This is a genomic window from Candidatus Dadabacteria bacterium, assembly GCA_009837205.1.
In the GTDB taxonomy this organism is placed as follows: Bacteria; Desulfobacterota_D; UBA1144; order Nemesobacterales; family Nemesobacteraceae; genus Nemesobacter.
The window spans coordinates 13,281-35,265 of sequence record VXTZ01000005.1 but is presented as its reverse complement, the minus strand read 5'-3'; the positions used below and the strand labels follow the sequence as shown (position 1 = coordinate 35,265).

At 54.1% G+C, this 21,985-nt stretch carries 19 protein-coding genes; 12 read left to right on the top strand and 7 right to left on the bottom strand.

What is annotated here, in order from left to right:
* Nucleotides 1-103 precede the first annotated feature (103 nt).
* The 6 genes from F4Z13_00655 to nadA are packed head-to-tail and all read left to right on the top strand — an operon-like array spanning nt 104 to nt 7,401.
* Nucleotides 104-679, top strand: coding sequence for a cob(I)yrinic acid a,c-diamide adenosyltransferase (locus F4Z13_00655; protein MXZ47755.1), 576 nt, complete (start codon nt 104-106; stop codon nt 677-679).
* On the top strand, nt 679-1,317 hold the full coding sequence (locus F4Z13_00650; protein ID MXZ47754.1) for an O-methyltransferase: 639 nt from the start codon (nt 679-681) through the stop codon (nt 1,315-1,317). The genes F4Z13_00655 and F4Z13_00650 overlap by 1 nt, the downstream gene beginning before the upstream one ends.
* 3 nt (nt 1,318-1,320) lie before the next feature.
* Nucleotides 1,321-3,960, top strand: coding sequence for a [protein-PII] uridylyltransferase (glnD, locus tag F4Z13_00645; GenBank protein ID MXZ47753.1), 2,640 nt, complete (start codon nt 1,321-1,323; stop codon nt 3,958-3,960).
* Between the two features lie 21 nt (nt 3,961-3,981).
* Entirely contained in the window at nt 3,982-5,562 is a 1,581-nt protein-coding gene (gene nadB, locus F4Z13_00640; protein MXZ47752.1) for an L-aspartate oxidase, read from the top strand.
* On the top strand, nt 5,562-6,410 hold the full coding sequence (nadC, locus tag F4Z13_00635) for a carboxylating nicotinate-nucleotide diphosphorylase (protein ID MXZ47751.1): 849 nt from the start codon (nt 5,562-5,564) through the stop codon (nt 6,408-6,410). The genes nadB and nadC overlap by 1 nt, the downstream gene beginning before the upstream one ends.
* Nucleotides 6,411-6,447: 37 nt before the next feature.
* Nucleotides 6,448-7,401 carry a quinolinate synthase NadA gene (gene nadA, locus F4Z13_00630; protein ID MXZ47750.1) on the top strand — a complete coding sequence of 318 codons (954 nt, stop codon included), beginning with the start codon at nt 6,448-6,450 and terminating at the stop codon, nt 7,399-7,401.
* A gap of 6 nt (nt 7,402-7,407) precedes the next feature.
* Here the strand turns inward: nadA and F4Z13_00625 are convergent, their stop codons facing one another.
* The 4 genes from F4Z13_00625 to F4Z13_00610 all read right to left on the bottom strand — a co-directional run bounded on the left by F4Z13_00625 (nt 7,408) and on the right by F4Z13_00610 (nt 13,038).
* Nucleotides 7,408-9,342 carry an autotransporter domain-containing protein gene (locus tag F4Z13_00625; GenBank protein ID MXZ47749.1) on the bottom strand — a complete coding sequence of 645 codons (1,935 nt, stop codon included), beginning with the start codon at nt 9,340-9,342 and terminating at the stop codon, nt 7,408-7,410.
* 51 nt (nt 9,343-9,393) lie between these two features.
* A complete protein-coding gene (gene ggt / locus F4Z13_00620; GenBank protein ID MXZ47748.1) occupies nt 9,394-11,121 on the bottom strand; it encodes a gamma-glutamyltransferase in 1,728 nt (575 codons plus the stop codon).
* A gap of 20 nt (nt 11,122-11,141) precedes the next feature.
* Entirely contained in the window at nt 11,142-12,446 is a 1,305-nt protein-coding gene (locus F4Z13_00615; protein ID MXZ47747.1) for a hypothetical protein, read from the bottom strand.
* 97 nt (nt 12,447-12,543) lie between these two features.
* Nucleotides 12,544-13,038 (bottom strand): ferritin, encoded by a 495-nt coding sequence (locus tag F4Z13_00610; GenBank protein MXZ47746.1) that lies wholly within the window; start codon nt 13,036-13,038, stop codon nt 12,544-12,546.
* A 195-nt stretch (nt 13,039-13,233) separates the two neighbouring features.
* Here F4Z13_00610 and F4Z13_00605 point away from each other — a divergent pair, with 195 nt between their 5' ends.
* Nucleotides 13,234-15,645, top strand: coding sequence for an endopeptidase La (locus F4Z13_00605; GenBank protein MXZ47745.1), 2,412 nt, complete (start codon nt 13,234-13,236; stop codon nt 15,643-15,645).
* A 75-nt stretch (nt 15,646-15,720) separates the two neighbouring features.
* A complete protein-coding gene (locus F4Z13_00600) occupies nt 15,721-16,776 on the top strand; it encodes a PA0069 family radical SAM protein (protein ID MXZ47744.1) in 1,056 nt (351 codons plus the stop codon).
* Nucleotides 16,777-16,803: 27 nt separating this feature from the next.
* On the opposite strand, the gene F4Z13_00595 is transcribed toward F4Z13_00600, so the two are convergent.
* Genes F4Z13_00595 through prmC form a run of 3 tightly spaced genes read right to left on the bottom strand, consistent with a single transcriptional unit; the run spans nt 16,804 to nt 19,504 of the window.
* Entirely contained in the window at nt 16,804-17,421 is a 618-nt protein-coding gene (locus F4Z13_00595) for an ATP phosphoribosyltransferase (GenBank protein MXZ47743.1), read from the bottom strand.
* Nucleotides 17,418-18,674, bottom strand: a complete 1,257-nt coding sequence (gene murA / locus F4Z13_00590) for a UDP-N-acetylglucosamine 1-carboxyvinyltransferase (protein MXZ47742.1) — start codon at nt 18,672-18,674, stop codon at nt 17,418-17,420. The genes F4Z13_00595 and murA overlap by 4 nt, the downstream gene beginning before the upstream one ends.
* Nucleotides 18,662-19,504 carry a peptide chain release factor N(5)-glutamine methyltransferase gene (prmC, locus tag F4Z13_00585; protein MXZ47741.1) on the bottom strand — a complete coding sequence of 281 codons (843 nt, stop codon included), beginning with the start codon at nt 19,502-19,504 and terminating at the stop codon, nt 18,662-18,664. The genes murA and prmC overlap by 13 nt, the downstream gene beginning before the upstream one ends.
* Nucleotides 19,505-19,582: 78 nt before the next feature.
* Here prmC and F4Z13_00580 point away from each other — a divergent pair, with 78 nt between their 5' ends.
* Genes F4Z13_00580 through F4Z13_00565 form a run of 4 tightly spaced genes read left to right on the top strand, consistent with a single transcriptional unit; the run spans nt 19,583 to nt 21,984 of the window.
* Nucleotides 19,583-20,173 carry a septum formation inhibitor Maf gene (locus F4Z13_00580; protein MXZ47740.1) on the top strand — a complete coding sequence of 197 codons (591 nt, stop codon included), beginning with the start codon at nt 19,583-19,585 and terminating at the stop codon, nt 20,171-20,173.
* A complete protein-coding gene (locus F4Z13_00575; GenBank protein MXZ47739.1) occupies nt 20,170-20,859 on the top strand; it encodes a YggS family pyridoxal phosphate-dependent enzyme in 690 nt (229 codons plus the stop codon). Before F4Z13_00580 ends, F4Z13_00575 begins: the two co-directional genes overlap by 4 nt.
* Nucleotides 20,860-20,867: 8 nt before the next feature.
* Nucleotides 20,868-21,683: a pyrroline-5-carboxylate reductase gene (proC, locus tag F4Z13_00570; GenBank protein MXZ47738.1), complete on the top strand. Its 816-nt coding sequence runs from the start codon at nt 20,868-20,870 to the stop codon at nt 21,681-21,683.
* 1 nt (nt 21,684) lies between these two features.
* Entirely contained in the window at nt 21,685-21,984 is a 300-nt protein-coding gene (locus F4Z13_00565) for a YggT family protein (protein ID MXZ47737.1), read from the top strand.
* Nucleotide 21,985 lies beyond the last annotated feature (1 nt).

The following is a 21,985-nucleotide window of genomic DNA, read 5'->3' as shown; positions in this document are numbered from 1 at the left end:
ACATGATTTAAAGCGGCGGGCAAGGCGCTTGGGATGTGTCGCAGGAGGGAGGAGATTTAAACCACAATTGAAGCTCGCAGGAGGGCGGTTAAAATTTTTTCAAATGCCTAAAAAGAGAATAACTACTGTTTACACTGGTCTTGGAGATGACGGGAAAACTTCGCTTCTGGGCGGAAAAAGGGTGAGGAAATCATCGCCGAGGGTCGATGCGTACGGCGATGTGGACGAGCTTAACTCGGTTCTGGGAGTTGCCTGCACAAAAGCGGTCGATCCCAGGGTTAAGGAGCTTCTGCGGGAAATACAGAACGCGCTTTTCACCGTGGGAAGCGACTTGGCGACCCCGCTGGATTCGACTTTCTCCCCGCCGAGGGTGACCGCGGGGATGGCGAAACGGCTTGAGGAACGGATAGATGAGTTTTTGCCAGAGGTCGGAGAGCTTAGGGAATTTGTTTTGCCTGGAGGGGCGGAGGGCGCCGCCTGGCTTCATCTCGCCCGCACGGTGTGCAGGAGGGCCGAGAGAGGCGTTGAGGAATTTTTCGGGGATTCCGAGGAGGGAAGCAAGATTCTGGTTTACCTTAACCGCCTCTCGGATCTTCTTTTCGTTCTTGCGAGAGTGGAGAATAAGGCCGCGGGGACGGGGGAGATCTTCGTTGATTTCGGACGGGGCGAGGACGGGTGATGGACGAAGGCGCAATTATAACGAACCCCGAGATCGAAGATTACATTCTCTCTCTCTATCCTCGCGTCCACGAGGTTTTCTATGAGATGGAAAAGCGGGCTGAGGGAAGCGACGTGAAAATAGTGGGGCCTCTTGTGGGAAGGTTTTTTTCGCAGATATGCCTTCTGCGCAGGCCGCAAAGCATTTTTGAGATGGGTTCCGGGTTCGGGTACTCGGCCCTTTGGTTCTCCCTTTTTCTGGGTGACGGAGGCGTGGTAACCTGTACGGACTGGCTTGAGGAAAACGCGGAGGCGGCGCGCGGGTACTTCACGCGGGCCGGGCAGATTCGCAAGCTCCGCTTTGTCTGCGGGGACGCGCTCGAAGTACTGGCGAATTCGGACCGTAAATTTGATATGATATTCAATGACATAGACAAGGAGAACTACCCGCAGGTCATCGAGCTTGCGCGGGAGAGGCTTAACCCCGGAGGGATGCTCATTACCGATAACGTGCTTTGGGGAGGGAGGGTTCTCGGCGGCGGAGGTTCTGAGAGCACCGAAGGAGTCTTGGAGTTTAACCGGCTTTTGTTCTCGGACCCGGAGTTTTTCTCCACGGTGGTTCCCCTTCGCGACGGGGTGGCGCTAAGTGTCAGGATTTAACGGATATTTATTTCCCGGGATCCCAAAGTGAAAGAACTTGAGACCACTGAGAATGAGCTTCTGGCTTTTTTTACGGACTCCTACGAGCATATACGCAGGCGCCATTACGCGAGGAGCAGGAAAAATAAGGCCCTCATAGGCTACGAGCTTGCCCGAGAGAGAACCGAGATTGTGGACGAGTTCATCAAGCAGGCCCTTTCGCGGTACGGTTACCCGGAACTCAAAGGCGTCTCTATAGTGGCTCTCGGGGGTTACGGCAGGGAAGAGCTTTCCCCGTACTCCGACATAGATCTTCTTTTCCTTCACAAAAAAGGCTCGAAGGGCCTGGCCGAGGAAGTAGTTGAGCGGCTTCTTTACCTTCTCTGGGATACGAAAATGGATGTGGGGAACTGCACGAGAAGCCTTGAGGAGTGCAGGGAGCTCTCAATGGACAAAAACGATGTAACCATCCTGAGTTCTCTTCTTGACTCGAGGTTCATATGCGGGGACAGGGCTCTTTACGACGAACTTGAAAACGAAATTTACGGCGAGGTGCTCCCCAAGATCTCACACGATTTCATAAGGAGAAAAATAGATGAAAGGGACGTAAGGGGCGAAAGATACGGAAAAACCCTCTACATCCTCGAACCTAACGTTAAGGAGGGAAGAGGAGGGCTCAGGGAGTTCCAGACGGCGATGTGGATAGCACAGGCAAGCTACAAGGCCAAAAGTTTCGAGGAGGTGCTCCAGAGGGGGTTTGTCTCGGAGAGGGAATACGTGGCGATACGCAAATGCCTTAACTTCCTTATGCTTGTGCGTGCGCAGTTGCATTACCAGGCGAAAAAAAGGGAGGACAACCTGAGTTTCGATCTTCAGGTCCAGGTAGCGAAATCCTTCGGTTACAGGGACGGAAAGCTCCGTGCGGTGGAGAAGTTCATGAGGATCTATTACCTCCGCGCCGCGGTGCTGGTACAGCAGTCCCGAAGGCTGACGGAAAAATGCACGAGGGCGTACGCGCGAAGAAGGCTCGCCAAAAGGGCCATTCATCTTGACCACGGTTTTACAATACGGGGCAAGTATCTCTCCGTGACGAGCAGAAACGTTTTCAGCGAGGACTTCTGCAATTTCCTGCGCGCGTTTGAATACGCTGACCGCCACTCGGTCGAATTCACGGAATACCTGGAACTTCTCATGGCCGAGCAGGCAACCCGCATAGACGAAAAGGTCCGAAACGACCCGGAGTTCAACATGATGTTCCTGAGACTCCTGCGTTTCGGAAAGGATGTTTCTAAAATGCTGCTCAAGATGAACGAGATGCGTCTTTTGGGCCGCTTCATTCCGGAATTCGGGAAAATAGTCTGCATGGTGCAGTTCGATTCCTACCATGTCTATACAGTCGACATACACTCCATATTCATGGTCAGGGAGATCGAAAGGCTTATAAATTACGAATACGAGGAAAAATTTCCCTTTCTCACAAAGGTCGCCGAAACCTTGGTGAAAAGACATGTTCTTTTCCTCGCCTGCCTTTTCCACGACATGGGGAAGGGCCAAGGGGGAAGCCACGCGCAGAAAGGGGCTGCCATGATCCCGAAGATAGCCGAGAGGATGGGTCTTAGTGCCTCCGACGCGGAGCAGCTTGAATTTCTGGTGAGACATCATCTGGCCATGGTTCATTTTTCCCAGAGAAGGGATCTTGACGACCCGGTCGTTCTGAACAGGTTGGCCAAGTCCATTCCGGACCAGGAAACACTCTCTCTTCTCTACCTGCTCACTTTTGCGGATATAAGATCGGTTGGTCCCGACGTGTGGAAAGACTGGACGGGAATGCTGCTCCAGGAGCTCTATGTGAAGACCCTCCGGCAGATGTCGGCGGGCACGTACCGGCGTAAAACCGATGAGGAGTGGATGCAGAAGATGACCTCGGACATAGTGGCAGACGCCGCCGGAGAGATTCCCGAGCGCAAGGTGACGAAAATATTGAAAAGAATGCCGGTTTCCTATTTCGGCCAGTTTTCGAGACAGAACATTTTACGCCACGTAAAGCTCCTGAACTCGATTGAGGGAAAGTTCGCAACGGAGGTAATCCGCTACGAGGAATACGACGAGTTTACAGTCTGTGCTCCCGACAAGAAGGGTATATTCTCGGAGTTCTGCGGGGTTCTTAGTGCGAACGGACTCAATATCCTGGGGGCAAGAATCGTAACCACTCTCGACAAGAAGGCTTTCGACGTGTTCTACGTGGAAAGGACCGATTACCTGACCGAAGAGGAGTATGGAGAGGTGTGGAAAAAGGTCGACAAAAACCTCGGGAAGGTGCTTGACGGAGATGTTGAGGTTAACGAGCTGGTTGAGAGGAGGAAGAGGAACTATTCCTCCTACGGAAGAAAGATTCCCGAGTATCCTCCGGAAATCGTGTTTGACAACGAGTCTTCAGATAAGGCGACCGTGATAGAGGTTTATGCCCATGACCGGGAGGGACTTCTCTACAGCATCACGAAAACAATTGCCGAGCTGAATCTTTCGATTGACTACGCCAAGATTTCGACCAGGGCGGATCAGGTCGCCGATACGTTTTACGTGCGTGACTCGAGAGGGCGCAAGATAAGCGGTGCCAAGAAGCTGAAAAAGATAGAGGATTTTCTTATATCGGCGGTGAGCTAGGAGAGAAGGCGGGCGGTTTTAATGAGCGCGGAAATTATTGACGTCGAGTGCGATTTTCTTGTTGTGGGCGGGGGGCTTGCGGGTCTCTACGCTGCGGTGTGCGCATCTTCCCTCGGCCGGTGCGTGGTGGTGACCAAGCAGACCCTCGTGCAAAGCAATTCATACTGGGCTCAGGGAGGAATCGCGGCTGCGGTCGACCCCGAGGACTCGCCCGTTTTTCACCAAGAGGACACTATTGCCGCGGGAAGAGGGCTTTGCGATGGCCGCGCAGTGCAGATTCTGGTCGAGGAGGGAAGGGAGAGGGTCACGGACCTCATAAACCTCGGCATGAAGTTCGATTCCGACGACAGCGGTCTTCTGCTCGGCCTCGAGGGTGGCCACTCGAAAAGGAGAGTTCTTCACGCGGGAGGCGACTCGACGGGAAAGGAGATGATCGAGTTCCTAATCTCTTTTGTAAGTTCAAGCGAATCGGTAACCATTTTGGAACTTGTCACCGTTACCGACATAATCTCAGACGGAGAGAGATGCTATGGCGTCTGGGGTTACGACGAGGGAAGGGAAAGCTACGTGAGAATTTCTTCTCCCTGCACCATAGTCGCCACCGGCGGTGCGAGCGCCCTTTACAGCAGGACCACCAACCCGGAAGGGGCCTCGGGAGAAGGCATATCGCTTGCTTGGAGAGCGGGGGCCGAGATTTCCGACATGGAGTTCGTTCAGTTCCACCCCACTGTTTTCAGCGGCAAAAAAGGCGACGCCTTTCTTCTCACCGAGGCGATAAGGGGGGAGGGAGCCTATCTCCTTAACGCCCGGGGCGCGAGGTTCATGGAACACTACAGTTCCCTCCTTGAACTTGCCCCGAGAGACGTGGTCTCAAAGGCGATTCACAGTGAGATGAGGTCCTGCGGAGAAGATTACGTGTATCTCGATCTCTCCCATATGGATCCCGGATTTGTAAGGAAAAGGTTCTCTAACATAGACAGGCTCTGCAGGGATTCGGGCTTTGATCTTGCCAAAGACCGCATTCCTGTTGCTCCGGCCGCCCATTACACCATAGGCGGAGTGAGGACCAGTCTCATGGGAGAGACGAACATAGAGGGTCTTTACGCCTGCGGAGAGGTTTCAAACACTGGTGTCCACGGAGCCAACCGCCTTGCGAGCAATTCCCTTCTCGAGTGCATGGTGTTTGCTAAAAGGTGTGTTGACAGCGCGTCCGGCAGGCGGCATGCGGGGGACATTAGCGGAGATTTCGAAGGCTTTATGCTTGCCGACACCAGAGAAGCCGATGCCGGGTTTTTCAACGAAGCCAAGGACTCAATAATCGGGGGGATGAGCACGCATCTCGGGATAGTGAGAGAGCGAGAGGGTATGGAGGAATTCGTTGCGCGGCTCGAGGAGTTTTCCTCGGCAGCCAGGGATGTTCCCGGATGGTTTGGCTTTAAGCTCGGGACGATGCTGGATGTGTGTCTGCTCGTCGCGCGCGCAGCTCTTTTGAGGAAGGAGTCGCGGGGAGCCCACATGAGGTCTGATCATCCGGAGGAAGACTCGGATTATGAAAAACATCTGGTTTTCAGGAAGAATCTGGAGATATACGGAGCCGACTGATGAAGACGCACGAAAGTTACCCGCAGGAAGTTGACGCCGTCTTGGAGCTTGCCCTTCGGGAGGATATAGGAAGCGGAGACGTTACGACCGGGAGCATAGTTCCCGAAGACGCCGTTTTAACCGGAGAAGTGCGTGCGAAGGGGACCGGCGTGGTTTCGGGACTGGGACTTTCCGGCGCCGTTTTCCGGAAACTTGATCCGGACTGTGTGTGGGAAGAGATTGTCCATGACGGGGACAGGGTTTCGCCGGGAGACACTCTTGCCCGCGTTACGGGTAGAAGCAGGGCGATTCTTTCGGCGGAGCGGACCGCTCTTAACGTACTTCAGAAAATGAGCGGCATCTCGACTCTCACTTCTTTTTTCGTCGAGGCCGTAGCCGGTTCCGGAGTGAAGATAAAAGACACGAGAAAAACCCTTCCGGGACTCAGGTGGATCAGCAAATACGCCGTGGCAGTTGGCGGGGGACATAATCACCGCGCCGGGCTTTACGACGGAGTGCTCATAAAGGACAACCATATAAAGGCCGCCGGGAGCATAACGGCGGCGGTCGAGAGGGCGGGGCGGGGCGTCGGAGAGGATTTCTCCATAGAGGTAGAGACCAAAACCATGGAGCAGGTAAAGGAGGCGGTTTCCTGCGGCGTTGACGTCATAATGCTTGACAACATGGACATCCGGGAAATCGGGGAGGCCGTGCGCCTGATAGGCCGCCGCGCGCTTGTCGAGGTCTCCGGCGGAGTTACCCTTGAGAACGTTAGGGATCTGGCGCAAAGCGGAGTCGATTTCATATCCGTAGGAGCTCTTACGCACTCGGCTCCGTGTTTAGATATTTCTTTTGATGTGTTAGACTGAAAGTTGCGGGCTAAATAGTGGATGCCCGGCTGTTGAGATGGACAGCTTACGTGACATTTCAGAAGAAATAAACAGGCTCAGAAAGGAAAAAAACGCGGTAATTCTGGCCCATAACTACCAGATACCCGAAATCCAGGATCTTGCCGACTACACGGGGGATTCCTTGGGTCTCTCGCAGAAGGCTTCTGAAACCGACGCGGAAATCATCATCTTCTGCGGAGTCCACTTCATGGCCGAAACCGCTTCCATAATCTCTCCCGACAAGAAGGTGCTCATCCCCGACCCCGAGGCAGGGTGCTCCCTTGCCGAGACCATAAACCTGGAGCAGCTCAAAAAGTGGAAATCCGAACACCCGGACGCACTCGTGGTTTCCTACGTGAACACCTCGGCCGCCGTCAAGTCGGAGACCGACTACTGCGTTACATCCTCAAACGCCGTCAAGATAGTGGAATCCATTCCCAAGGACAGGGAGATACTTTTTCTGCCTGACATGTTCCTGGGAGCTTTCGTCTCCAAGGTTACGGGCAGAAAGATTCATATCTGGCCCGGGGAATGCCACGTGCACGCGGGAATACGGCCTAAGGACATAAGGAGAATAAAGGAGTCCTATCCCAACGCGGAGATGATAGTTCACCCCGAGTGCGGCTGTACCACGTCTTTTCTTCATTCCGCAGCCGGGGACGACGAGCTTGCAAGGGAGATAAAGTTTTTCTCTACGGGAAAGATGATTGACTACACCCGCAATTCCGACACCCCAGAGTTCGTGGTCGCCACTGAAACCGGAATTCTTCACACTCTCAGGAAGCAGAGCCCCGAGAAGGAGTTCTACCCCGCCAAGGCCGACGCGGTCTGCGAGTACATGAAGATGATAACGGTTGAGAAGGTGCTGAATTCACTAAGGGAAGAGGTGTATGAGGTCAGGGTTCCGGAGGATATTGCCCACAAGGCTAAAAAATCGATAGACAGGATGCTTTACATCTCGGCTCAGTGACGCTTTCTAGAATGTCATGTGCACTCCGAGACTGAACTCATGGTTGAGGTTGGAGTCGTTGCCAAAGCCCCCGGAGTAGCCGACGAAAGTTTTCGTCCGGCTGCCGATGTTGGCAGTAAGGCCGCCGCCGGCGTTTACCCATTCATTCGGCGGTTTGAAACCCGGGAGAGTAAAGCGGCCGGACATGGTGTTCGATCCCGCGGTGACCGAAACGGAATCGTCATTAAGCTCTCTCTCGTAAGAGACGCGGAGGTATGGCAGCAGCCTTTCGCCTAGGCCTAGATTTCCCTTGAACTGATAACCCGCTCTCGCAAATAGGGAGTCGCGTTCAAAGTCCGAGAAGTTCATCGAGGTGGACGTGGAGCCGATTTCACTGTAGCCGTCGATTTTCTGATTAAGCCATCCGAGTCCCAGGAACAGATTATGTCTGTATCTCTCGGATGTGCTCGAAACCCAGCCCACTTCAACATCGGTTCCGAACTGATAGGAGCTTGTGGAGCCGTGCTCCGTGCGTAGTGCCGCTCCGAGCCGGGTCGAACGGTTGATGTCAATGGATGTCCTGCCCCCGTTAAAGGCGCCGCTTAGGTAAAAAACGTCGTAAACAAGGGTGCCGTGCAGCGAGCCTGTCACAACGATGCTGTCAATGCTTGCGCCCGAGAGATCATTGTCGTGGTTCCCGAGGCTCAATGCCGCGCCCAGGTAAAGCCCATCCCCGATGCGGTAGTCGGTGCCCAGGGTGAGCACATGCATTTCGGCCTGCGTTTTGCCCAGATGCGGCAGGGATTCGAGATTGTGTCTGCCTATCAGGCCCCTAGCGTAGCTGCGCCATTTCCTGGCCGAGCGGTTAAACCCGAGGTCAAGCATCCGCTCCGTAAATACGGCGTCGCGGTGCGCCCTAGCAACTTCTACTCCTGCCTCCCCTCCAAGCGATACCTGAACCGGGGCCGCGAGGGTGGAGATTACCGTGTTTGCAACCGCCGCGTGAACCGCTCCGCTGGGATGGGAATCATCCGCGAAAAGATAAGTCTCGTCAGTTTTGGGAGGTGAGAGGTAGCCTGAGTCGGTCGGGCCGCATACCAGTGACTCCAGTCCCCCGCCAGGGCGCAGGGGGTTTGAACCGGGAGCGCAGGCTATATCATCGGTGTTTGTGAATCCGTAGTTTCCTGGATCTTCAGTTATCTCGTCCATCAGGGCGGAGACATTTACGGGAATGATTCCGCGCTCCAGAGAAGCAAGACCCGTGTCCAGTGCTTCGTTGTAGGCGCGGGTCAGGGCTGAGAGTCCTGCCGCGGCCGCGGCTCCGGCGCGCCGGGCGCTTAAGGTTTTTCCGCGGTCGGGCAGGTTCAGCACCACGACGTAACGCGCGCCGGCGTCCTGAAGGCCTCGGATCTGATCTATGTATGCTTCCGCCGCTTTCAACGTGTCTTCAAGAGCGTCCTGGGGATCAGACTGGTTCTCCCCGGCTACGGCGCTTATGTCGTTTGCGCCGCCCCAGATCATGTAGAGCGCGTCCGGATCCGCGCTTGAGCCCGAGAGATGCTGGCTGATCTGCTGCCGCGTCGTGGGCACGGGATTCTCACAGGCAACGTCCGGGTCTACGCAGGCGCCTCCCCAGGAATAGTTCGTCCCGCCGGCGAGCGAATTGACTGCCGATGCTCCGAAGGCTTCGGCCACGATTTCAACCCAGACCGGGTCGGGATTCGTGGTGAAGCTTGTGCCGTCCGGAATATTGAATCCGCGAGACTTGGCAACAGGCGCGTAAAACTGGACGATATTTCCTGAGTCGCTCAAGCTGTCGCCGAATGTGACGACGGAACTGAAAGTTTGCGCCCGGCTGCCGATGCCAAACCCTGACAGGAGCAAAACGGCAACGGCAAAAAGCAGATATCGCAACATGGAGAGTTCTCCTCTGGATTCCGTTTTCAGACTTGATTTTACCATACAAATAAAGACGGATTCCGGCAACCTGTTTTCCCGGGCGCGGCGTGCGGGTCAGTATCCCTGCGCCAGTCCTCCCGGGTGCCTGGGATCGGCTGCTCCGAGAAAGAGCCCTTCTGTCTTCGCCACGCTCTGAGCGCTCTCCATCGGGCCGGTTCTTTTCACCTCGTATCCTTTTTCCCGCAGCCTGGCCTCCAGGTCTTTCCCTGTTTCCCTTTCCACGTACAGGGTATCGGGGAGCCACTGGTGGTGTATCCTCGGGGCCGATGTGGCCTCCCGGATGCTCATCTTGTGATCAATCACGTTCAGAATGACCTGAAGCACGGAAGTTATTATTCTGCTCCCTCCACGGCCCCCCGTCGCGAGAAGAAATTCTTCGCCGTTAAACACGATGGTCGGCGTCATGGAGCTCAGCATTCTTTTGCCGGGGGCAATGGAGTTCTTTTCGCCGCCGATGAGACCGTATGCGTTCGGCGTTGCGGGTTTTGCCGAGAAATCATCCATTTCGTTGTTAAGCAGTATCCCTGTTCCCGCCACGGCGAGACCCGAGCCGTAGGCGAAATTAAGCGTGTACGTGTTTGAAACCACGTTTCCGAACCTGTCGGCTACGGTGAAGTGGGTGGTGTCAGTGCCTCCGGCGGGGGGTGGTGAGCCCGGCTTTACGTATATGCTCGGAGTCGCTTTTTGGGGATTGACGCGGTTTGCCAAGCGTTTTGCGTACTGTTTTGAGACAAGATGTGCTGTGGGAACGGGAGAGAAGTCCGGATCGCCCAGATGTTTTGATCTGTCGGCGTAGGCAAGCTTCATGGTCTCCGAGAGAATATGGATGTAGCGCGCGGAATTATGGCCGTATTGCGAGAGGGGATAGCGCTCGAGAATGTTAAGCATCTGGATAAGATGGACCCCGCCCGAGCTTGGAGGCGGCATCGAGTGTATGCTGTAGCCCCTGTAGCTTCCGGTCACCGGTTCTCTTATGAGAGCCTCATAAGAGGTAAGGTCCTGTTCGGTTATGAGGCCTCCCTCTTTTTTCATGTAAGCCGTGATTTTTTTCGCTATCGTCCCTCTGTAAAACGCCCCGGGACCGTTTTTGCTTATTTCCTTGAGGCTCCACGCAAGGTTTTTCTGCCTGAGGATTTCTCCCTCCCGGGGCGGCTCTCCGTTGTTTTTGAAAAAAATCTCCATGCTCTCGCCTGATTTTTTCAAGCGCCCTTTTGCTTTCAGAAGCGATTTTCTGAGTTCCGGCGTAACCGCAAATCCCTCCTCCGCGAGCCTTATTGCCGGCGCAAGAACCTTTTCAAGCGGCATGGTCCCGTATTTTTCAAGGGCCAGCGAAAGCCCCGCGACCGTTCCCGGAACCCCGCAGGAATAGATGCTGTGCCGTGCCCGCTCCGTGTCAACCTTTCCGTTCTCATCGAGGAACATGTTGCGCGTGGCTTTAAGCGGAGCTTTTTCCCTGTAATCTATGGCGACTGTCCGTCCCGTTTTGCTCAGATGCACCAGCATGAATCCGCCGCCCCCGAGGTTTCCGGCTCTCGGGTGAGTGACCGCAAGGGCGAATCCGACGGCGACCGCTGCATCAACGGCGTTTCCGCCTTCCTTGAGTACGGAGAGCCCGACGAGGGTAGCGATCTGCTCCTCGGATACAACCATCCCGTTTCGAAAAGATGTGGATTCCGCCGTACTTTTATTTAAATAATCGGGCTCCGCGTGGGCGGAAGAGAGTGCAATGGATAAAACAAGACAGAGTATGAAGGCGTGTTTAAGGATCGAGTCCGCGGGCATATTAAGCGACCGGGGAGTGTTCAGAAAGACACTCCATACCTGTAACGCTTCGACATGTTCATCCTGTCTTCGCAGATCTTTATCTTTTTGGAATAAAATGCCTTTTCGAAAGAGTCCTCGGCAAGGCCGATCGCGCGGTTGAAATTCGATATCGCGTCTTCGTACTTATGAAGCTGGAAATGAAGATTTCCAAGAGTTGAATACAGAAGATCGTGCGAGCGGAGATCCTCAACCCCGCGTATTCCCCCTATGACGCGAAGACCTTCCTGCGCCCCTCGGGTTTTGGAAATGGCGATTGCTTTTTGAAGTTCGACAAGCGGACAGTAGTTGCACGCCAGGTACTTGTCGTAAAGTGAGATAATCCGGTCCCAGTTCGTGTCTCCGTATTTTTTGGCTAGAGAGTGAACGGCGTCAACGCCTGCCTTCAGGTGAATCTCCGTCACCTCTTCTCCTTCTTCAGCCGAGAGGGCAAGGTGCTCAAATCCCCTTTTGATCATGTCCCTGTCCCAAAGCTCCCTGTTCTGCTCCTTTATCCCAAGCGGTCTTCCGTTGCCGTCGTTCATGGTCTGAAGTCTCGAGGCGTTTAGCAGCATGAAGGATAAGAGGGCGTGAACCCTGGGTTTTTTCGTTGCGGGGAAATCAAGCAGCATTTCGCCAAGCCTTATCGCGGAAAAGCACAAGGAGGCGACCGGGGGCATTGCCTTGCGGATACCGTTTTGGCCGAGGCTGAAAATCTCGTATATGTTCTTGGTCACCACCCCGAGATTTTTCTCCATGTCGGCCTCGGTCAGCCGAACGGCCGCTTCGGTGATCTTCTTTTTTTCCGAAGCGAGCTGCTCTTCAAGGGCCTTCTCGTTTCTCTCCAGTATCCTGGCGAGGGAGGAGCAGGAAAAGCCGCAGAGCACGTTCAGTACGAGATATTTCTGGATGGAGCTTTCAACTCCGGGCGCGCACAGGGCGAAAAGCATCTTAACCTGGTTTTTCGCCACTTCCTCTTTATCTGGAAAGGGGAGCTGAAATCCCGATACGTCGATCTTTCTCTTCGCACCGTTTGCTCTGGAGAGATAGTTTATCTTCCTGCAGAAAAGCTTGTTTGAGCTCTCCGTTATATCAGCCCACACCGCGCTCTGGGGATCCTGGGGAATTCCGTCTTTTCCCCATCTGGCCCTCATCTTCTCAAAAGAGTTGGCGCATACTCTCTGCACGTGCTCAAGGCTCTCGTAGCCGAAAACCTTCACGAGCGTGGAAACAATCGCTCCGTAGTCACTTATAAGCTGTTTTGTAATCTGCCTGTTTACTTCAGGCCGGTTGTATTTTATTCCCAATTGTCCGCTTCCTTCCCCACTGCGGAGAACGTTTTAATCTACAAACAGACTAAAATACATACCGGAGCTTGAAAGTAAAGATCGCCAGAGTTTTCGCTTATTCACCCTCTCTTGAGGCGAGTTCCCTGTCGAGAATCAGAAGCGCTGCGGGATTGTCCTCTGCTAGCTTCAACTGCTCTACGACTTCCTCGGCGCTTTTCTCCTCCTCGACCTGTTCTTCTATGAACCAGTGAAGCATTACTAGAGTTGCCTGATCGTTTTTCGAGGCGGCGAGATCATAAATGTTGTTTATCATTCCCGTAACCTCCCTTTCATGCTCCAAAACCTCCTCGAACATTTCAAGGAACGCTCCGAACTCAGAGGGGGGCTGCTCTATCGAATCAAGGGTTACCCTGCCGCCCCTGTCGATCAGGTAATCAAAAAACTTCAACGCGTGCACAAGCTCCTCTTCGCTCTGCTTGCGAAGCCAGCTTGCGAAACCGGAAAAGTTTTTGGATTCACAATAGGCGGACATCGAAAGATATAGATAGGATGAATAGTACTCGTTTCTTATCTGCGTGTTTATTGCGTCCTGTACGTCACTGTCAATCATTTTTATTCCTCCTTGGTTTCTTGTTTTGCACCTTTAATGATAACCTGCTTGTTAAAAATTACTACTAGATGGTAATTATTTCCAACAAGAGGCCTGCCCGATTATGACTGGCGCTCTGCATGCTGTATAATAACAGGGTTGTAAATATCCGAACCTGTATTATATACTCCAAATAGGATTATTGAGGAGGAGAAAATGTCAGATCCCGAAAACGTTAACGAAAAAGTCCTTCCACTCCTTCCACTTCGCGACGTAGTTATATACCCCTACATGCTGGCCCCTCTTTTCGTGGGCAGGGAAAAATCCATCAAGGCTCTTGAGGAGGCGGCTAAGGGCAGCAAGGAAATATTCCTTTCGGCGCAGAAAGACGCGAAGGTGAACGAACCTGGGAACGAGGATATGTACAGAATCGGGACCATCGGAACGATAGTTCAGATGCTCCGGCTTCCCGACGGCACCGTGAAGGTTCTTGTCGAGGGCAAAAAGAGGGCCTCAATATCCGGCTTTGTTTCTCACAAGGACATGTTTGTCGTAAAAGTAAAGGAGATAGAGGAACCTTCGGGGGAAAGCGTCGAGGTTGAAGCGCTCATGCGTTCGGCGACCAAGCTTTTCGAGGATTACGTGAAACTCAACACGAAGATCCCCTCGGAAACCCTCGTGACTTTCATGTCCATTGACGAACCGGGCAAGCTCGGCGACACGGTCGCTTCGCATCTTAGCATGAAGCTTTCGGACAAGCAGGAGATTCTCGAGGTTCTCCATCCGCTCGAGAGGCTGGAGAAGCTTTGCGAGAAGATGCAGTCCGAGCTCGAGATACTCCAGATGGAAAAGCGCATAGGAAAAAGGGTCAAAAAGCAGATGGAGAAGGCCCAGAGGGAGTATTACCTCAACGAGCAGATGAAGGCAATTCAGAAGGAGCTCGGCACGGGAGATGACCTTAAAAGCGAAATAGACGAGTTTGAGGAAAAGCTTCGTGAGAAGGAGCTTCCCGAGGATGTTGAGCAGAGGGTAAAAAGAGAGATAAACAAGCTTCGCCTGATGTCCTCCATGTCGGCCGAGGCTACTGTGGTGAGAAACTATATCGACTGGCTTTTGGATCTGCCGTGGATAAAGGAGAAGACCGAGGACCGTCTTGACATCGAGGAAGCCGCATCGATTCTCGACGAGGATCACTACGGCCTTGAAAAACCCAAGGAGAGAATACTTGAATATCTGGCGGTTAGGGTTCTAGCCGAGAAGCTTAAGGGCCCGATAATCTGTTTCGTAGGACCCCCGGGCGTGGGAAAGACCTCTTTGGCCAAGTCCATAGCGCGCGCAATGGGCCGCAAGTTCGTCAGGACGTCTCTTGGCGGGGTAAGGGACGAGGCCGAGATAAGGGGACACAGGAGGACCTACATAGGAGCCCTTCCAGGCAAGATCATACAGGGAATGAAAAAGGCCGGAACCGTAAATCCTGTCTTTCTCCTCGACGAGATCGACAAGCTTGGGATGGATTTCAGGGGAGATCCGGCTTCGGCGCTTCTTGAGGCCCTTGACCCTGAGCAGAACTCAAATTTCAACGATCATTACATCGAGGCCGACTACGACCTCTCGAAGGTGATGTTCATAATGACGGCGAACGTGCTGCACACGATTCCCTGGGCGCTTCAGGACCGAATGGAGATAATCCGTCTTCCCGGATACACGGAGCAGGAGAAACTCCAGATAGCCAGGAAATTCCTTATAGGGAAGCAGAAGAATGATCATGGCCTTAACGACCACAAGGTGACCATAAAGAACGAGGCCCTTCTGCAGATCATAAGAAGGTACACGAAGGAAAGCGGCGTGAGGAACCTGGAGAGGGAAATAGCGGCGCTTTGCAGGAAGGTTGCGAGGGAGATCGTTGAGAAGAAAAAGACCAAGGGAGTCAACATCACCGCCAAGAACGTCGGCAAGTACCTCGGTACTCCCAAGTACGAGTACGGGGAGATTGAGCAGACCGATCAGGTGGGAGCCGCCACGGGACTTGCGTGGACGGAGCTTGGAGGGGAGCTTCTTACGATAGAGGTTTCCATTGTTCCCGGTAAAGGGAATTTCACCGTTACCGGCAAGCTCGGCGAGGTGATGCAGGAATCCGCGCGCGCGGCGATGAGCTACGTGAGGAGCCGGGCGCAACGCCTGGGGCTTGAAAGGCTTTTCTATCAGAACGTGGATATACACATTCACGTTCCCGAGGGAGCTACTCCCAAGGATGGGCCGAGTGCCGGCATAGCGATAGCAAGCGCCATTACGAGCGCCATTACGAGAAAGCCCATAAACAGGGAAATCGCAATGACGGGAGAGATTACGCTTCGCGGAAGAGTGCTTACCATCGGGGGGCTCAAGGAGAAAATCCTCGCCGCCCACAGGGGAAGGGTGAAGGAAGTGCTGATTCCCGTAGAGAATAAGAAAGACATTGAGGACATACCGGAGAACGTGAGAAGAGAGGTAAAGATAACTCCAGTGGAACATATGGACGAAGTTGTTGAAAAGGTGCTTCTCTCGGATGAGCCTGTGCTCAAGAACTTCGTAGTTCCCAAGGCCGGTTACCCCCTCGAGGCCGACCCGGTGCCGAAGAACATAAACTGAAGGCAAGCAGTTGCTTAGTGTTTCAAAAGCCCCGAGGCGGTCGCTGCCGCTTCGGGGCTTTTTGGTTTAGGGAAGATTCGTAAAGTGAAGCCATACATAAAAGGAAGGGGATCCCAGGAGAACCCCGCGGGAAGGTTCGAGCGGATTGATTTTGTTGCGGACGAGGATGCGCCCGTCGCTGACGGCGCCCCCAGAACCGTTTACTACAGGGACCGGACGAAAACCATAATCTCCTACAACCAGAGTCCCGATGTTTCCTTTGACGCGAGCATCAATCCCTACCGGGGATGCGAGCACGGATGCGTTTACTGCTACGCAAGGCCCACGCACGAATACCTGGGGCTCTCCGCGGGGCTTGATTTCGAAACAAAGATTTTCGTAAAGCAAAATGCCCCTGAGCTTCTGAGAAAGGAGCTTCGCTCGGCGAAATGGGTTCCTAAGCCGATAGCGATAAGCGGGGTTACCGACTGCTATCAGCCGGCGGAAAAGCATTTTCAGATAACGAGAAAATGCCTCGAGGTTCTGAGGGAATTCCAAAACCCGGTCGGGATAATAACTAAACACTATCTGGTGACCCGCGATATTGATATTCTCTCCGACATGGCCAGAATCGGTTGCGCGAGCGTGGTTATCTCCGTCACGACGCTTGACGGCGAACTTTCAAGAAAGATGGAACCCAGAGCGTCGCAGCCCGAATACAGGCTCAGGGCAATAGCCAGGCTTGCGGACGCCGGTATTCCCGTGACGGTGCTCATAGCTCCGGTGATTCCCGGGCTAACTGACCATGAGATTCCGGAGATAATGAAAGAAGCTTCGTCCCGCGGAGCGGTCGACGCGGGTTACGTGATGCTCAGGCTTCCCTACGGAGTTGCCGACATATTCTCCGAGTGGCTTGGGCGCCACTACCCCGACAGAAAGAAAAAGATACTGGGGCGAATCGAGTCTATGAGGGACGGAGACCTTAGCTCTTCTGAGTACCGCGTCCGGATGAAGGGCAAGGGGATTTTCGCGGAGCAGACCGAAAGGATCTTTCGCGTGGCTTACGGGAAGTTCGGTTTTGGGGGAAGGAAGGCGCCTCTTGATGTTTCCCGCTTCAGAAGAGACGGGCCCGCCCAGCTCGAGCTTTTCTGATAAGCCGTGTGAAAAAAGGGAGGCAGCCTATCTTACCTCCTCAAGTTTCTCAATCAGTTCCTTTATTTCCTTTGACTTTATTTTCATGCTTACCTTGTTGACGATCAACTTCGCGCTTACCTCCGCTACCACTTCCACTATCTCAAGGTCGTTTTTCTTAAGGGTTTCTCCCGTGGCCGTAAGATCAACTATAGCGTCGCAAAGCCCTATTATGGGGGCAAGCTCAACCGAACCGTAGAGTTTTATGACTTCCGTGCTTATGCCTTTTTTGTTGTAGAAATCGCTTGCGATCTTCGGGTACTTTGTCGCGATCCGCAAGGATGCCTTGCCCGATTTCTCAAAGCCCTTCGGAGCGGCGACCACCATCTTGCATTTTCCTATTCTGAGGTCGAGAGGCTCGTAGAGGCCGCAGTCCTGCTCCATTAGCGTGTCCTTGCCGACTATTCCGCAGTCCGCGGCGCCGTACTCGACGTAGGAGGTGACGTCTGTGGGTCTCACTATAAGCAGCCTCATCCCCGCCTCTTCGAACTCGAATATGAGTTTTCTCGAATCCTTTATTATCTCCGTTATGTCTATCGAGGCTTTCTTGAAGAGATCGACGGTCTCCTCAAGCAGCCTCCCTCTGGGCGTCGCTATGGTTATCACTCTTTTTCCCTCCAGATGCTGGCTCCTACCGCCCGCAGTTTTTCATCAAGCTTCTCGTATCCCCGGTCAAGATGGTAAATTCTCGACACTTCCGTCCTGCCGGCGCCGCAAAGCCCCGCCAGCACGAGCGAGGCGCTCGCCCGAAGATCGCTTGCCATGATCGGGGCGCCCCTAATCTCCCGGACACCTCTTACCACGGCGCTGTTTCCGACAAGCTTTATATCCGCGCCCATCCTCCGCAGTTCGGCGGTGTGCATGAACCTCTGCGGAAATATGTTTTCCGTTATGACGCTCATTCCGTCGGCAACGCACATGAGTATCATCATCTGAGCCTGCATGTCGGTCGGGAATCCCGGGTATGGGAGCGTGGAGAAGTCTATGCTTTTTATCTTCCCTGTGCCCCGCACCCTGATGGAGTTCCCGTTTTTTTCTATTTCTGTTCCCGTCTGAAGCAGTTTCCCTGTGAGTGCCCCAAGGTGCTCGAACCTGCAGTTCCTGATCATGAGATCGCTTTCATTAAGGGCGGCGGCTATCATCAGCGTCCCCGCCTCTATCCTGTCGGGCATTACGCTGTAGCCCCTCAGCGGACCGAGCGAGCTTACTCCCGTTATCGTTATTATATCCGTTCCAGCTCCTTCTATTTTCGCTCCCATTAGATTGAGGGCGTTTGCGAGATCCACCACTTCGGGTTCGCATGCGGCGTTTAGGATGACGGTTTCTCCTTCGCAGACGCTGGCCAGCAGCATTATGTTTTCGGTCCCCGTAACGGTCGAGAGATCGAAGGGCACGGTGGTTCCTTCAAGTTTTTTTGCGACGGCGCTTACGTATCCGTCTTCAAGTTGCACCGATGTCCCGAGGATTCGAAGTCCCTTTATGTGCTGATCTATAGGCCTTTCTCCTATAGCGCATCCTCCTGGGAGCGACACTTCGGCTCTTTTAAATCTGGCCACAAGCGGTCCAAGAACCAGCACGGAAGCCCTCATCGTCTTTACCAGATCGTAGGGAGCCTTGTAGCGGTCAATGGTTGTTGAGTCAACGAGCAGTTCACCGTCCGCGTACTCGCATCTCGCGCCTAGGGTTTCGAGGAGTTTCATCATGGTCCGCACGTCCGCCAGATCCGGCACGTTCGAGATGGTGTTCTCCCCGTCGTTCAGTATGCAGGCTGCCATTATGGGAAGGACAGCGTTTTTTGCTCCGCCGACCGACACCTCTCCGGAAAGCCTGTTTTTTCCTTCTATTACTATTTTTTCCAAGTTGCTTTCACTACCCTTTTTATGCCGCCGATATCGGTCTCAAAGCATATGTCTGAAAAACCGTTTTCACGAACTATTCTCTCCGCACTCTCTGCTTGGGATGCTCCGATTTCAAGAAGCAGAAACCCGCCTTCTCGAAGCGCGGTTCCTGCCGCGGCCGCTATTTCCCTTATGCACGCAAGCCCGTCCTTCCCGCCGAGAAGCGCCGTGCGCGGCTCGTAGCCCCTTATCTGCGGGGAGAGTTCCGCGTATTCCGCTTCGGACACGTAAGGCGGGTTGGAAATTATGATGTCAAACGAAGATTTTGCAAAGCAGACCAGAAGATCCGAGCGGATGAACCGAACGCGCGCGCCGTGTGTGCGGGCGTTTCTCTCCGCTATCCCAAGTGCTGCGGCGGATACGTCCGAGGCGAAAACCTCGCAGCCTTGCACTTCGAGAGACAGGGTTACGGCGAGGCACCCGCTTCCCGTTCCGAGGTCGAGGATGCGGGGATTCTTCAACCGTCCCGCGGTTTCTATGGCGAGTTCCGCAAGCGTTTCGGTTTCCGGTCTCGGTATCAGGACGTCCCGGGTCACGACAAAAGGCCTCGAGCAGAATTCCCGCCTGCCGGTAACATACGCAAGGGGTTCTCCAGCGAGGCGTCGGCGAAGGAGCTCTTCAAACGCTTCTGCGCGTTCGGGGTCCACGTGTCTCTCCGGATGCGCGTAGAATTCCAGCGGGTCCGTGCCGAGGCTTCTCGCGAGTATCGCCCTTGTTTCTACCCCCGGGCACTCGAAACCGTTTTCCTCGAAGCTTTTTCTGCCTTTCAGGTAAAGTTCTCTAAGTTCCATTTGAGCTTGAAACGATGAGTGTATACGCAGAAGACGCGTTTTCAAGTTTCGGGTTTCCGCTTATGGGGTCTTTCCTGGATGCTTAAGAACAGAAACTTTGTGCTTGCTTCCTCTTCTCCGAGAAGACGGGAGCTGCTTGCGGGTGTTGGTCTTGATTTCGAAGTGATTCCGCCGCGGGTGCGCGAGAGCGCTCGCGATGGAGAAGCGCCGCTTGATTTCGCAAAGCGCATGGCCAGAGAAAAGGCGCTTTACGTCTGCGCCCAGGAGCGTCGCGGGCGAATCGTGGTGGGCAGCGACACGGTCGTATCCATTTCGGGAGAGATTTTCGGCAAACCCCGCGACGAAGAGGACGCGCTTTCGATGCTCCAAAAACTCTCGGGAAGAACCCACGAGGTCATAACAGGCTTCTGCGTGGCGAGGTCCCCCGGCGATGTTCTTCACCTTGGGGCCACCCGTACCGAGGTGCGGATGAAGTCTCTTGATACGGAAGGGATGCGTCGGTACATTAAGACCGGAGAGCCCATGGACAAGGCGGGCGCGTACGCCATTCAGGGGATCGGGTCCTGCCTTGTTGAGTGGATAAAAGGTTCCTACACGGGTGTCGTCGGGCTTCCGCTTTTTGAGCTGGTTTCAGTACTCTCGGATATAGGTGTCGTGGAATCCGGATGAGTTTGAAGGATCACATAGACGAAGTAGAACGGAGAATCGCAGAGGCGTGTCGAAGATCCGGGAGGATCCGGGAGGATGTGCAGCTGGTAGCGGTCTCGAAGAAATTCCCTTTGGCGGTGGTTTTGGAGGCCAACCGGTTCGGGCTTCGGGATTTCGGGGAGAATTACGCCCAGGAGCTTCGCGACAAGCAGAGGGAAGCCGGAAGCGGTGCCGCCGGTACGCTTCGCTGGCACTTCATTGGCGCCTTGCAGAGAAACAAGGTGAAGTACGTTGTGGGCAAGGCGGATCTTATACACGCGGTTGACAACATGGCCCTTGTGGCGGAGCTTGATAAAAGGGCCGCAGCTGCCGGAACCCGTGTCCGGGCGCTTGTTGAGATAAACGGCGGGGAGGACAGTAAACACGGGATCGAAGGGAGCGATCTTCAGGGGTTTCTCGAAAGTGCTTCCGGATTCCAGAACGTTTCGCTTGAGGGACTCATGGTGATGCCCCCTTACTTCGAGGATCCCGAGATGAGCAGACCATGGTTTTCGGAGCTCAGGGAGATGAGGGACAAGGTGTCGGGGGAGTTTCCCGGAATACAGGAGCTTTCAATGGGCATGAGTAACGATTTCGAAGTGGCGATTGAAGAGGGAGCCACGATTCTCAGGGTCGGTTCGGCTCTTTTTGGTCCGAGGCCTGAGTGAGTTTGAAAATGAAAAAGACAGCATTCATAGGAGCGGGGAACATGGCCGAGGCGATGGTGAGAGGACTTCTCGCCTCGGGAAGCTTTAGCAAAAAGGACGTAACGCTCTCAGACGTAGACCCCGAGAGACTCTCTTACCTGTCCTCGCAGTACGGAGTCGCGACCACCTCCGACAACAGGGAAGCGGTAAGAAAGTCCGATATAGTTATTTTTTCCGTAAAGCCCCAGGTAATTCCCGAGGTCTGCAGGGGAGTGAAAAACGTCGCCACCAAAGATAAGCTCTACGTATCGATCGCTGCCGGGGTAGGTTATTCTTCCATAAGAAAACTTATCGGAAGGGAGATAAAGCTCGCGCGGGTTATGCCCAACACCCCGAGTCTCGTGCTTGAGGGGGCATCCTGCATATATTTCGGGGAGGGGTTCTCCGGTGAGGAAGAAGATCTGATTCTCGAAATCCTGGGCTCCCTGGGAAAAGCCTTTCGGGTTGAGAGCGAGAGCCTCATGGATGCCGTTACGGCCCTTTCCGGAAGTGGACCGGCGTTTGTATCGATTTTCATCGAGGCGCTTTGCGACGGCGCGGTTAAAATGGGACTTTCGAGAAAGCTCGCAACGGACCTTGCCGCGCAGACAGTTCTGGGTACCTCGAAAATGATTCAGGAAGGCGCCGCGCACCCTGCCGAGATAAAGGACATGGTCACGTCGCCCGGGGGAACCACGGCAAGCGGGATTCATTCACTTGAGCGGGGCGGTTTCCGGGCTGCTGTGATATCTGCTATCGAGTCCGCGGCCAGACGTTCCGCGGAACTTTCAGGAGAGGAGGACTGACATGGAAATATTAGGAGGCAATTTCTTAAGGGCCATCGCCGAAGTGGTGGACATACTTCTTAGCGTTTACATATGGCTCATAGTGGGACGGGCGATACTTTCATGGGTGAATCCCGACCCGTATAACCCCATAGTGAGGTTTCTTTACTCGGCCACGGAGCCGGTTCTGGGTTTTGCCAGAAGATACATCCCTCCCATCGGGGGCTCATTAGACCTTAGCCCTATAGTGGTTCTGCTTCTGATAGTCTTCATAAAGCGCGCCGTCGTCAACTCTCTTTTCCAGCTTGCGGTCGGCTTGTGAT